14 protein-coding genes are annotated in these 13,398 nt (G+C 37.8%); 5 read left to right on the top strand and 9 right to left on the bottom strand.

Going from position 1 to position 13,398, the window contains the following annotated elements; genetic code table 11:
• Window positions 1-35: 35 nt before the first annotated feature.
• On the bottom strand, window positions 36-1,778 hold the full coding sequence (locus GNP81_RS04595; RefSeq protein ID WP_155673634.1) for an SgrR family transcriptional regulator: 1,743 nt from the start codon (window positions 1,776-1,778) through the stop codon (window positions 36-38).
• A gap of 180 nt (window positions 1,779-1,958) precedes the next feature.
• Here GNP81_RS04595 and GNP81_RS04590 point away from each other — a divergent pair, with 180 nt between their 5' ends.
• Entirely contained in the window at window positions 1,959-2,141 is a 183-nt protein-coding gene (locus GNP81_RS04590; RefSeq protein WP_063648729.1) for a hypothetical protein, read from the top strand.
• Between the two features lie 19 nt (window positions 2,142-2,160).
• Here the strand turns inward: GNP81_RS04590 and GNP81_RS04585 are convergent, their stop codons facing one another.
• Entirely contained in the window at window positions 2,161-2,694 is a 534-nt protein-coding gene (locus GNP81_RS04585; RefSeq protein ID WP_155673633.1) for a dihydrofolate reductase family protein, read from the bottom strand.
• Between the two features lie 110 nt (window positions 2,695-2,804).
• Between GNP81_RS04585 and GNP81_RS04580 the strand changes: the two genes are divergently transcribed.
• On the top strand, window positions 2,805-3,368 hold the full coding sequence (locus GNP81_RS04580) for a TetR/AcrR family transcriptional regulator (protein ID WP_063644588.1): 564 nt from the start codon (window positions 2,805-2,807) through the stop codon (window positions 3,366-3,368).
• On the opposite strand, the gene GNP81_RS04575 is transcribed toward GNP81_RS04580, so the two are convergent.
• The gene (locus GNP81_RS04575) at window positions 3,365-4,249 is read right to left on the bottom strand and encodes an AraC family transcriptional regulator (RefSeq protein WP_063644590.1); all 885 of its coding nucleotides are present in this window, start codon (window positions 4,247-4,249) and stop codon (window positions 3,365-3,367) included. The genes GNP81_RS04580 and GNP81_RS04575 overlap by 4 nt on opposite strands.
• Before the next feature lie 192 nt (window positions 4,250-4,441).
• Here GNP81_RS04575 and GNP81_RS04570 point away from each other — a divergent pair, with 192 nt between their 5' ends.
• Window positions 4,442-5,590, top strand: a complete 1,149-nt coding sequence (locus GNP81_RS04570) for an iron-containing alcohol dehydrogenase (protein ID WP_155673632.1) — start codon at window positions 4,442-4,444, stop codon at window positions 5,588-5,590.
• 59 nt (window positions 5,591-5,649) lie between these two features.
• Here the strand turns inward: GNP81_RS04570 and GNP81_RS04565 are convergent, their stop codons facing one another.
• From GNP81_RS04565 to GNP81_RS04555, 3 genes are all read right to left on the bottom strand, one after another.
• Entirely contained in the window at window positions 5,650-6,954 is a 1,305-nt protein-coding gene (locus GNP81_RS04565) for a hypothetical protein (protein WP_155673631.1), read from the bottom strand.
• 178 nt (window positions 6,955-7,132) lie between these two features.
• Window positions 7,133-8,005, bottom strand: a complete 873-nt coding sequence (locus GNP81_RS04560) for a DMT family transporter (protein WP_155671580.1) — start codon at window positions 8,003-8,005, stop codon at window positions 7,133-7,135.
• Window positions 8,006-8,099: 94 nt separating this feature from the next.
• Window positions 8,100-9,497 (bottom strand): coniferyl aldehyde dehydrogenase, encoded by a 1,398-nt coding sequence (locus GNP81_RS04555; RefSeq protein WP_155673630.1) that lies wholly within the window; start codon window positions 9,495-9,497, stop codon window positions 8,100-8,102.
• 236 nt (window positions 9,498-9,733) lie between these two features.
• Between GNP81_RS04555 and GNP81_RS04550 the strand changes: the two genes are divergently transcribed.
• Window positions 9,734-11,080, top strand: coding sequence for an anti-phage deoxyguanosine triphosphatase (locus tag GNP81_RS04550; protein ID WP_155673629.1), 1,347 nt, complete (start codon window positions 9,734-9,736; stop codon window positions 11,078-11,080).
• A gap of 61 nt (window positions 11,081-11,141) precedes the next feature.
• Here the strand turns inward: GNP81_RS04550 and GNP81_RS04545 are convergent, their stop codons facing one another.
• Window positions 11,142-11,765: a tRNA-uridine aminocarboxypropyltransferase gene (locus tag GNP81_RS04545; protein ID WP_336495444.1), complete on the bottom strand. Its 624-nt coding sequence runs from the start codon at window positions 11,763-11,765 to the stop codon at window positions 11,142-11,144.
• 13 nt (window positions 11,766-11,778) lie between these two features.
• Here GNP81_RS04545 and rrtA point away from each other — a divergent pair, with 13 nt between their 5' ends.
• Complete coding sequence (gene rrtA / locus GNP81_RS04540; protein WP_155673628.1) at window positions 11,779-12,342, top strand: rhombosortase; 564 nt, start codon at window positions 11,779-11,781, stop codon at window positions 12,340-12,342.
• Here rrtA and recR read toward each other — a convergent pair.
• A complete protein-coding gene (gene recR, locus GNP81_RS04535) occupies window positions 12,314-12,916 on the bottom strand; it encodes a recombination mediator RecR (protein ID WP_011262239.1) in 603 nt (200 codons plus the stop codon). The two genes, rrtA and recR, sit on opposite strands and share 29 nt — an antisense overlap.
• Window positions 12,917-13,017: 101 nt before the next feature.
• Window positions 13,018-13,353, bottom strand: a complete 336-nt coding sequence (locus tag GNP81_RS04530; protein WP_005420010.1) for a YbaB/EbfC family nucleoid-associated protein — start codon at window positions 13,351-13,353, stop codon at window positions 13,018-13,020.
• Window positions 13,354-13,398: the final 45 nt, after the last annotated feature.

The following is a 13,398-nucleotide window of genomic DNA, read 5'->3' as shown; positions in this document are numbered from 1 at the left end:
AAAAGCCTGCTCACTTGCAGGCTTTTTTATACTCACTAATCTTCAGACCAAACATCCCGAATTGCAGGCCACCCCCACCCCGTGATAGAAACGCCTTTAAGTACATCCTGAAAACGTAAAGTCTGCTTATGATGAAAAAGAGGTAATATTTTATAATCACTAATCAGACTTGAAGAAACAGGCTCTAATTTACCTAAATAGTCTGTTAATTCAGTTATATTCCTAATATTAATTAACTCTGCTTGTAGCCATTCTTTCGCATCTAATGAAAGACTTTGCTGCAAAATAGGATTAGATAATAACCAACGAAAGATCGATGTTGGACGGTTATCATCTAAGTCCAGACTCGTTAAGATGACATCTTCAAGCAACGTCTTTTCTTTCGCTTTTCTATAAAACTCATCAAAAGAATAACTATTAACCTGACACTTTACGCCACGCTGATTTAATATCTCCACCATTGCACTGGCACATCGAAATAACGTTTGATGATCAAATACTGCTATGGACAATGTTTCAGGTAATTCTTGCTCTGTTGTTGGCGAGTTAAGTGTTTTCATCCAATGTTGAAGCAGATTATAGGCTGGGACTGCTTCTATTTTTTCCCCTGATTTAATCACTTCATCTTGTAACTTATTAGGGGATAAAAGCTGACTTAAATATTTTCGTTGTAATAATGATAACCCTGAACTGTGATTAAATAACGCAAGTAAACATCCATCTTCAATTCTTGTTCTTACTTCGTTACTCCCCACTTTTTTATTATCTTGGCTCTTCTCAAGATAATGAGTACAAGTGACCTTTTGATCTAAATCGACTTGCCCACTTTCCATTGCAATTTTACCTAATGAATCCATTGCAACTTTCCATATCGTGACACTATCAGCTAATGCACGACAACCATAATATCGTTCAAAAGCCTGTAGTTGTAATCGTGTTTCTGAAAGAGAATCGACTTGAAAGAAACCACTGCCAATACTTGTTTTTGATGACGATAACTGAGAAACAGGTTGAATCGAGTAACGAGCATCAGCAAGTAAACCCGCAAAGCCTAAATCCGGTTGGTTTAACTTAAACTCAATACAATGTGTATTGGAAGCAGAAATAGCGGTGACGTGCTCTAATTCATCTTGATACTCTGGCAACTCTTTTAATTTTCGAAATAATTCAGCGACACATTCTGCAGTAATCATACTTCCATCATGAAAATACAATTGTGGTCGTAAATAGAAACGCCATCGATATGCTTGTTCATCATAAGTCCAATGGTGAGCTAATTGAGAGGACAGTTTTCCCGAAAAATCACATTCAGTTAAACAGCAATAAACCTGCCGTAAAAGAAAACGCTCACTATTTCTTAATGAACAATGTGGTAATAATGCAGAAAAAGAACGAGGATAAGTAAGCTGAATATGCAGTTCTCCTTCACGTCGAACCACACCTGAGGTATTTTGAAGTAACGCCCCAAATAAAGCATGATCATGATCTATCAAAGCTAATGCTTTTTCATACTTACCATTAGAGATCATGGCCTTAGCTAATTCTGATTTCAACTCATTGACTTGGTAATTTAAATAAAGAACAGAACGTTGATTTCGACCAACCTTTGGATGCCATTCTAACCACCCTAACTGGCTCATTTCTTTTAAAATAGTTCGGCAATGTCTTGCACTCGTGAAAACGAGATCTGCCACCTCATTTAAAGTAATTAAAACTTCCGTTCTAACACCTAATTCAACCATGCGAAAATAATAAGCAGCCAGTTTACCTTCAATCAAAACATCACCTCTTTTTTATTCTTACTTCCCTATTTAAATAAGATACACCTACAAACGGCAAATTTACAATTAAAAACCACAATAATAGGAACTAAATAATAAAACTCACTCTCTTTTTAGCTTCCTTATAATTTGAAATAATTTATTTACTCCATCACAACGACCTACAGTAGGCTTAGTATGAAATTATTATCAAACAAACATTCAACAGCACTAAAAGATTACTACCAGTCAAAATTGCTTATGACAAAAAATTGGATTGAAGTAGAGGCTATTTTGTATATGTCATCACTGCTAAACCTTCAAAAAGAAGAAATACACAGTGATGAATTAAGTAAGAAAAATAAGGAGATTCAGGACTAGACTAATGATTCAAAAATCTTCAACGCTCACGTACAAAGTGGTTCTGAACAATCGCACCAAGGAAGGTTTCGCTCTTCACAAACTTAAAGTTTAGCGGTTGTTCTAAACCAGCAAATAATGGTGAGCCTCCACCTAATAGCACAGGTATAGTGGTAATAATAAGCTCATCAATCAAGTCCTCTTTTAAGAAGTTTTGGATAGTCACTCCACCATCGATATACAGGTTTTTAAAGCCTTTGGCATGAATCTCATTAAGAACCTCTTTCAACTCACCCTTAACTAAAAAAACCTTATCTTCATACCCTTCAGGAACAGAGGTCATGGTATTACTCAGAACAAAAACCGGTTTTGAATAAGGCCACTCAACATCAAAACTTAATACCGTATCCAAAGTATTACGTCCCATCACCATGGCATCGATACGATCAAAATGTTCGGTAAATCCCATAGAGTTCTGATCTGGATTTGGAATCGCATGTAACCAATCAAGGCCTCCGTTTTTATCTGCAATATAACCATCTAAACTTGTCGCTATAAATACACTGTTTGACATGTGATACCTCAATTATTATTCGTTAACCGTCTTTACTTGGCTTCAATTATTTTTTTCTATATAATAATTCTACACTGTAGAAATTAATATTAGTTTAGCGAGGAATTTAAATGTCTGTCAAGGAGAAAAAAAGAGGAAGACCTAGTGGTTCGAATAAACAACTAAGCCAAAAATCCATAATGATAATGGCAAAAGAATTAATGAAATCAGAAGGGAAAATTCCAAGTATTCGCAAACTGGCCACGCATCTAAATGTTGATGCAATGGCTATCTACTACTACTTCAGCAATAAGAACGCGCTACTTGAAGCCATCACAGTGTCATTAATTGAAGAGATACATCAACCAAAAGAACAAACTGACTGGCAAGATGAATTACATCTGTTATGTGTAAGTTACCTACGCTTACTTAATACGTATACAGGACTACTTGAAACACTGCTGTCGATGACATCGCAAGGGCCTGCTGATATTTTTACCGAACGTTTTAGCATGATCATTGAGCCACTTGAACTCGATAATACAGCGAAAAAAAATGCCTTGGATCTATTAGCTGATTACCTACATGGGTTTGCTCTCGCTTTACACTGTAACCCATCGCACGAATTAGATATTTCCGAATACATCAAAGGGCCGCTTAATTTTTATTGTCTTGCCCTTAAACATTCACACTAAACCAAACAGCCCTTAGGCGTCACATTAAAATGGCGCTTAAACTCACGGCTAAATTGAGAAGTGCTGGTATATCCAACTAAATGAGCAGCGTCATTCACTCGTTTACCTTCTAATTGAATCAACTCTTTTGCTTTATTTAAACGTACTTTTTTTAAATACTGCAATGGCGACTCTAGCGTGATTTTCCTAAATGCAGAGTGAAAAGCAGAAACACTCATGTTGGCTTCTTCCGCTAAATTTTGCACAGTTAAGCTATTTGCATACGATTGATGCATCTTATTCATCGCTTTAGCAACACGAGCATACTGGCTATCATGATGCGCTAAATTAAATAATACGTGACCTTCTGGTCCAGTCAGCACTCGATACACAATCTCAGTTAATAATGCCTCTCCTAGCATTTTTGTATCTAGATCTGTATGTAATGCAGCCATTAATCGCTTACAGCTCTCCAACATATCATTCGCCATTTTTACGGATGTTAATCCAAAGCCATCTGAAGAGGTTTGTATACAAGGTTGAAACTTTGCTTCTTCTAGTTCATTTACTAAACGGTGTAACAAAGCGGAATCCACATCAATACTTAAACCTAACAACGGCTCTCCATTTTCTGGGAATGCTTCGCACTCTAATGGCATCGGCACGCCCACCACTAAATAATCATCAGGGCCATAATGAACCGGCTGATTACCTATATAAATATTCTTATGACCTTTACCAAGAACAATAATCCCTGACTGATAAACAAAAGGCTGACGTTGATTTCCTTTACTACTGCGATAAAACCACACGCCAGGAATAGCGGTTTCTTTAATACCTTCAAGATCATTAAACCCACAATGATCCGCATAGCTTTGCATCAATTCGCCCAAAGACTTCATTCATTATCCTTTATCTGATTAAGATCACATCTATTCAATTCTATTTAAAAAAATACGCTTAATTGTAGAAATAGGCAATAAAAAAGCAGGAATTCGCCTTTATAGATCACATGCCAGCTACTAATATGCACTTATTGAAATAATAAGCTCTAGAAAATAGAGCATCCTTTTTGGAAGAAATGAGGTACAGCAATGAAATTCTCTTACGTTAACCCTACTCTAATCCATTTTGGCCAAGGTCAAATCGAAGCTATCGCAACATCTATTCCACAAGACCAAAAAGTGCTTGTCATTTATGGTGGTGGTTCTATTAAGCACAATGGTGTTTACGATCAAGTTGTCGCGGCTTTATCCAATCATACATGGCTTGAGTTTTCAGGCGTAGAACCAAATCCAACAGTAGAAACATTAGATAAAGCGGTCACTATCGCTAAAGAAGAAAACGTCGATTACATTCTTGCTGTTGGTGGTGGCTCAGTTATTGATGGCTCAAAATATGTGGCAGCAGCAACCAAATATGACGGTAATGGTTGGGATATCTTAATTGGTAAACACACAGTGACAGAAGCCGTTCCACTTGGCGCTATTTTAACGCTACCTGCAACGGGTTCAGAATCTAACTCTGGTGCTGTAATTACTCAAAAATCAACACAAACCAAACTGCCTTTCATGGCTTCAGCAGTACAACCAAAATTTGCGGTGCTTGATCCTGATTCAATGAAGACATTACCAGAACGCCAATTAATTAACGGGATTGTTGATGCTTGGGTTCATACTTGTGAGCAATACTTAACTATGCCAACCGGTGCAATGGTACAGGATGGTTATGCAGAAGCCCTACTACGCAACTTACTGACTCTCGGTGCTCAATACGATAACCGTGACAATAATGAATGGCGCTCAAACCTAATGTGGACAGCTAACCAAGCGCTAAATGGCTTAATTGGTACAGGTGTTCCTCACGATTGGGCAACACATATGATTGGTCATGAGTTAACAGCGCTTTATAACGTAGATCACGCACGCTCTTTATCTATCGTTCAACCGTCTTTACTTCGTAATCAAATCGAAGCAAAACGAGCTAAATTAGAACAAATGGGTAAGAATGTATTTGGGCTTGTTTATACCGATGATTTAGCAGAACGTACTATCATTGAAATTGAAAACTTCTACCACAGCTTAAACTCTCCAACTGAGTTAACGGAGCATGGTAATGATAAAGCATCTGCTATTGATGCCATTATCAAACAGCTTGAAGCTCACGGAATGGTTGCTTTAGGTGAGCATCAAGCAATTACACCTGATGTATCACGTAAAATTCTTGAAGACGCTGTAAAATAACCATCTAAATACTGACTCAGAATGATATGTTCTGAGTCAGTATGATTTTACAAACTAACTTATTGTTGTTTAAAGAAATCGAAGCCTGTTAAATGCTCAGCTAGTGCAGGCTCAGTAAGAACTTTATCCTGCTCAACATCGTATTTAATAAATCGAATACCATCTGATTGATAATCATCATATTGTTCACCATCAGGTCTCAACAAAATAAGAATCTTACCGTTTTCAAAATAATTTGAAGCCGCAGTTATGTCCCCGGCATAAGCTTCTAACGCTTTATTTCCCGTATCTTCCCACGTGTCTGTTAATAAAATACGCCCATTTTCAGTCACAACCATACCAATATTGTCATCACTAGGATGATGGAACGCTGCAACAAACTTTTGATCTATATTTTTAAAAGCCACATCCGAAGAATATGGCGTTACGATGATCTCTTTATCTTGCTTTAAGTTATAAGTAAAAAAGTGCATTTTATCTTGAGACTCAGAATAATAGCCCGCTGAGATAAAGTTTGCATCATCGCCAAGCTCTGGGTAGTAATCAGAAATATTACGAGGGCCGCTTAATAAACCATTTTCATCGGCGGTAATGAAGGTATCACCAGTGAGCTTTCCATAACCACTGCCTTCGTTATCATGCCACCCAGCCCCATTCACGGTTCTTGAAATGCTTTCAGCTATATACCCCGGATCAGGCAAATCTTTATATTTACTTAATGGGTACCATTTTGGCACAACCGTATTCCAGTCAAAGGCTTGTGCAAAATTAACATTGTCATTTTTTGGTACGATAGAATTAAATAAATTACCTGCAAACCAAGCACAGTTTCCATACAGCGTATATTTACCGCCATTCCAATCTTTTCCTATTCCTAAAAATAGCTTAGCGATCTCTTTACTCTCAACATATAGCGCCTCTTCTTTGTCCGCTATATCCTGCTTTATTTGTTGATAGTTTTTATCTTCAATATGAACGCACTTTTGAAAGCTAAATTCTCGACTTGCTTGGTTGCCATCACTACCAAATCCATACCCATCAAACTGAACTTTTCCTTCATCATCTTTATAAAAAAGATCCACCCATGTATGTCCAACCGCTCCAGAATCAGCCCATTGAACCATTCTTTCTAATAATTGAACAATATTGTCATCAGGGTAATCATGTTGAAATTGTTGATAGGTTTCTAATAGAGGAATTCGATTGGCTTTTCGATTTATTCGAATACACACTTGAGGATAACCAATATTGGTGTCTCCTTCTAAAGCAACACGGTGCCCATTTCTATATTCATCGGCAGTAGCAACATTAGAAAAAAGGGCAAGGGAAAGCATAGTTGATGCTGTAATAATGGTTCGATTCATAATTAATCCTTAATATTATTAAGTCGCATCATTAGCCTATTTAATTATTTTTCGAAGGTCATAGGGATAATATTCAAAATGCAAATAATTAAGCATTTATATCAATTTGATTAATTTTAAATAAAAAAAACCGCACCAATTAAATTGGTACGGTTTATTTTAATTCTATCAATAAAGATTATTTCTTCTTGCGTTCCCACTGTGTAATAAACGCAACAGAAGCAATAATAATAGCAGCACCTAACCATAAACGACCAGGTGGAACCCATCCAAATACCATCCAACCAGCTAATACATTTAATGGTAGTTTTGCATGGTCAAAAGGTTGAACAAATGAAGCATCAGCAGCTGAATACGCTTTTACAATTGCCCATTGCGCTAATGCTGTCATTACACCAGCACAAAACAGCAATAACCACACATTCATGCCACTTGGGGTTTGCCACTCAGGCAGCGCTAATAAAATATTAAATGGTGTAATAAGAACTAATAAATACACAACCATGGTTGATGGTGAGTCGTTTGACGACATTTTCTTCACCATTAAAGAATAACAGGCCCAAAAGAAAGCGGCACCAACAGGTAATAATGTGGCCCATGTAAAGCTATCTGACCACGGCTCTAGAATGATCATTGCACCAACAAAACCAGCTAAAGTTGCAAACCAACGAGCTACTCCTACTTTCTCTTTTAAAAAGAGACCTGAGCCAATGGTTGCAAATAATGGAGATGTCATCAAAAGAGCAATGCCTTGCCAAATTGGAACAGGGTAAGCGAGAGCCCACAGCCATAACTGAATACCGATAACTGATAAGAATACACGAAGAGCATGCATACCAAAGTGTTCAGTTCGAAGTGAATTGCGAAGACCTAATGTTCGTAGGTAAGGTAAAATAACAACCAAAGCAATAGCGTATTGAACCAAAGCAACCATGGTAGATGGAAGACCAAAGTTCATACTTACATATTGAGCAATACTGTTTACTATCGCAAAAGCAAGTCCTGCGGTAAGCATCCAAGACGCGCCTTGAACCGGTTGATGTTGAGACATAAAGGGCAATTCACATTAAAAAAGGGAAGCAGATCATACGACTGTTCCCCTCATTTGCCAACTGCTAAACCACCACAAAAGCCGACTAACTGGCCTATTTCATAAATTTTAAGCCTAATACTTTAAGCATCGATTTTTTATGCTTCAATAATAACCGTGCTCTTGGCAACCAAGTTGGCGTTGATAATACGGTTTTAACATGTGAAAACGTAATAAAACCTTCTATGCCATGATAGCTTCCCATACCAGAATCACCGATTCCACCAAATGGGGCGTCATCAGCAGCAACATGCATCATAGTATCGTTGATTGCCATCCCACCACTGTGTGTATTTTCAATAATCTGTTTAATTAACAGCTTATCGGAAGACATCACATACAGAGCCAATGGCCTCGGTCTCTGCTTAATATAATCAAATGCTTCTTCAATAGCCTCATAGCCAATGATGGGTAAAATTGGTCCAAATATCTCTTCTTGCATTACTAGCATATCGTCATTAACGTCTGTAAGTAGGTATGGCAAAAACGAACGACTTTCCGCTTGTGCATCGCCTTCTATCGAAGTGAGCGTCGCTCCTTTTTCTTTAGCATCCGTAAGATACGATTCTAAACGTTCATACTGAGCTTGATTAATAATATGGCTGTATTCGCGTTTTCCTTTTTTTTCAGGGAACGCCTGTGAAAATCGACGAACATACAAAGAGATAAACTTTTCGACCTTATCTTTAGGAATAAAAACATAATCAGGTGCTACGCATATTTGCCCTGCATTCATTGATTTTCCGAGCATAATGGCGTCAACTGCCGATATTAAATCCGCATCATCAGCGATAATAACAGGTGATTTACCACCAAGTTCAAGAGTAATTGGCGTAAGATTTTTGGCTGCTGCACTTGCAACTAATTTTCCTACTTGAGTTGAGCCCGTAAATAACAAGTGATTAAAGGGTAGCTGAGAGAATTCAGCAGCTACATCAGCTGCACCTTCAATGATGCATACATGTTCTGATAAATCGGAAAATACTCGACGAAGTACTTGATTGGTTTCTGGCGTATATTCACTCAATTTCACCATCACTCTATTACCAGCTGCGATAGCTGTAACAATTGGCGCTATACTTAAATAGATTGGAAAATTCCAAGGAACAATCACACCTATCACGCCTAAAGGTTGGTAAATGACTTGTAATCTTGATGGAGAAAGCAATAAACCAGCACTGCGTTTTTGTGGTTTTAACCACTTTGATAAACGTTTGGTCGTGTAATTAATATGTTGAATTGATGGCATTAAATCACAAACAGTGGAGTCAAAATGACTTCGATATCCATAATCTTTTTCTAATGCGCTCGTTATATTTTCTTTTTCAAATAATAAGGCTTCTTTTAATTGGCCAAGCAGCAATAATCGCTCATCTTTTGATGAATTTGGCGACGTTTGATACGCGTGTTTAAGCTGTTCAAATTGATCTATCAAATTAACGACACTACTCATATTGTTATTCCATTCAACAAAGTGGTTTTTATTATAACAATCCGTATACACGAACTAAATAATACAAATATAACTGTGTGTTCTTGCTCTATATTCTCTGATATATAACCTGATTAATTCAGTGATATAAGCATAAATAATGTCGAGATAATATCTAGAATTGCTATAAACCATTGATCTTTTTGTAGCAAGCCTGTAATGATATAGAGATAGAAATAACTTCGAGAACAATAATAATGAATAAACCGAATGAAATTACTCTATCCCCTCACTGGGAAGATCGTATCAGTAACGAACAAAAGTTACGTCGTAATGATCAGCGCAGCGTTTTTCAACGAGATCGTGCTCGTATTCTTCACTCTGCTGCTTTTCGCCGTCTTCAAGCTAAAACTCAAGTGCACGGCCCTGGTAGTGCCAATGACTTTTATCGCACTCGATTAACGCATTCTTTAGAAGTATCTCAAATAGGAACGGGTGTTGTTGCGCAGTTAAAGCTTAGACAGCCTGAGTTTCGCGCCCTTTTGACATCAACCAGCTTAATGGAAAGCATCTGCTTGGCTCATGACATCGGCCACCCCCCTTTTGGTCATGGTGGTGAAATCGCTCTAAATTATATGATGCGTGATCACGGTGGTTTTGAAGGTAATGGTCAAACTCTACGGATTTTAAGCAAATTAGAACCTTATACTGAGCATTTCGGTATGAATTTAGCCAGAAGAACCTTGTTGGGCGTTTTAAAATATCCAGCATTTCTCGATCAAGTTCATTCGACAGAGCGACCACAAGAAGTAAGTAATGTACGTCATCTAAAATCCATTGATTGGCATCCACCAAAAGGGGTTTATCGTGATGACGCAGATATTTTAAATTGGATTTTAAAACCGCTATCGGACGTCGATAAAGCGCTATTTTCTACTTTCCGCTTTCAGCAAGAGAGTCAACACACACACCGTAAAACTCGCTTTAAATCCATCGATTGTTCCATCATGGAATTGGCTGACGATATTGCTTATGGCGTTCATGACTTAGAAGATGCCATTGTGATGGGAATTGTTACTCGTAATCAGTGGCAGGAATCGGTCGCAAGTAAATTGGCCGAATGCGGTGATGAGTGGTTTGAAGCAAATATTGAAACCATCAGCGATAAACTATTTTCAGGCTTACAGTATCAGCGTAAAGACGGCATTGGTAGTATCGTAAATGCTCTATTAACCTCGATTACTATTAAACCTACCACCTTTAATAATGAACCAGAATTTGAGTCTGAATTACTGCGTTGGAATGCTTTTTTAAGCCCTTCTATGAGTTATGCTTTAGAAGTATTGAAAAAGTTTGTCGGCCAATTCGTAATTCACAATTCTGAAATGCAGCGTATTGAATATAAGGGTCAACAAATAGTCATGGAGATATTTGATGCGCTCAATTCCGATCCCGAACGCTTATTACCAGAAAATGACAAAAGAGAATGGAGAGAGGCGAAAGAGTCAGGCGCTAATGCACATCGGGTAATTGCGGATTATATCGCTGGCATGACCGATGGCTATGCTCAGCGTTTATATAATCAACTTTTTGTTCCTATTTAAAAATCAATGCCAATTCATATAAGTATCAATTATGTACTTACTTGGATTGGTATATAGCAAACTATGAACGGTAGTTCTTCTCAAATACCCCTTCCGGCATTTGACTAATGTGAAACTCAATCATGTTATCAAATGCCGTTAAAATAGAATCAAACTTTGCACTATTACCTGATACTACACAGTCATTATCTAGCTGAGTTAAAATGTGGTATCCCGCTTCCGCTGTTGATAATGCATTATCTTTTGGCGCTTTACGTACTCGGTAATTACCAGATAAATTCGTATTTAGATGCACCTTAGGTAAGGAATGCAAATTAGTGGACAACTGCCACATTTTATATGCTTTTTTCCACGTACCATCTAATAGAATAACGCGTTGTTTCTTTTGAAGAAGGGTTTTATCTGTACCAATAGCTTGGCTTTCATTATCTAAAAATAAAACTTGATGATGATAACTATCATCAGCTAATAATTGATTTAACTCAGAATGTTCTGAAAAATTCTCGCCAATAAAAGTACGACAATTTGCCAAACTTAACGATAAAATTTTCGCCGTTCCTAATGGGCGCTTAGCTTCTGTTGGATGCTGTAGTATGATTAATTCAATATCCGTACTAATGGGTGTGATCCACTCACATATACAGGCTTTTTTTGTTTTTAAGCATTGAAGACAAAATCGAATCACAAGGAACCTTTACTTGTTTAAATTATTACTTCCCATTCTGATTGGGCTTGGTATTGCTCAATTTAGTATGGTATCGGATATATTGGCATGGAATCGCAATCTGATAGAGCATGGTGAGCTTTGGCGCATAGTAACAGGGAACTTTACCCATACCAATCTAGCACATTTAGTAATGAATGCTGCTGCTCTCGTCATTTTTGGCTATATTTTTAAGGAACTACTTACCCTTAAAAAATTATCGATTTTACTATTTTCTATCAGCTTATTAACTGGATTAGCGTTACTCTTTACGCCAATACAAGCTTATGTTGGACTGTCAGGCGTATTACATGGGTTATTTGTTTGGGCTGCCATTGAAGATATAAAAAATAAACGCCAAACCGGATGGTTATTGCTACTGGGTGTTATTGCTAAAATCAGTTGGGAACACTATTTTGGAGCCAGTGCATCGACCATCTCATTAATAAATGCGAAAGTAGCTACAGAGGCACATTTATTTGGAGCAATCGCAGGCGGACTACTCCAAACTCCAGCTCTATTTTTAAAAACTAATAAAGCTTCTGACGACCAAGAATAGAGTGAGATAACGTTGTACCATCAACTAATTCTAATTCACCGCCCATTGGAACACCATGAGCTATTCGACTAGCTGGTACTTGGTGTTCTTGGCAAAGCTCTGCAATATAATGCGCCGTTGCTTCACCTTCAACTGTTGGGTTAGTTGCAAGAATCACTTCCTTGATATCACCACGGTTCAAACGATGATCTAATAAATCTAAACCAATATCGCTTGGACCAATACCATCCAGTGGCGATAAATGTCCCATTAGCACAAAGTAACGCCCAGAAAACTGCCCTGTTGCTTCTACTGCAACAATATCTGCAGGACTTTCCACAATACACATTTCACCACTTGCTTGACGCTTTGGATTCAAACAAATTGCGCAAGTATCTTCCTCAGTAAATGTTCGACATTCCGAACAGTGACCAATCTCTGACATCGCTTGAGAAAGTGCGTCAGCTAGTTGCATTCCACCTTGGCGATTACGCTGAAGTAAGTGGAAAGCCATTCGCTGAGCTGATTTTGGGCCGACACCAGGTAAGCATCGTAATGATTCCATTAATTGTTCTAGTAAACCACTGGTTCGCATAGTTTCTTATATTCCTAAAAAGAAAAAGGCAGCCACTGAGCCGCCTAATTATTCCAAGACTAATAATGCGTTATTAATCTCAGCTTTATCATAAAGATAAATTAGAATGGCATTTTAAAGCCCGGTGGCATTTGCATTCCACCAGTTACACTTGCCATTTTTTCTTTTTGTGTTTCTTCAATGCGACGAGATGCATCATTGAACGCAGCTGCGATCAAATCTTCTAGCATTTCTTTTTCGTCTTCTTCCATTAGGCTTGGATCGATTTCAACACGACGAACACTATGAGAACCAGTGATAGTTACTTTAACTAGACCAGCACCTGACTCACCAGTTACTTCCATGTTTGCGATTTCTTCTTGCATCTTCTGCATGCGATCTTGCATTTGCTGGGCTTGCTTCATCAAGTTGCCCATGCCGCCTTTACCACCGAACATAATTATTCTCTCTTAAGTTTACTTCTTTGTTACTAAAAAAATGGG

The organism is Aliivibrio fischeri, from assembly GCF_009727955.1.
In the GTDB taxonomy this organism is placed as follows: domain Bacteria; phylum Pseudomonadota; class Gammaproteobacteria; order Enterobacterales; family Vibrionaceae; genus Aliivibrio; species Aliivibrio fischeri_A.
Note: the sequence above shows the minus strand (reverse complement) of the source record. Positions and strands in the feature narration are given on the sequence as shown.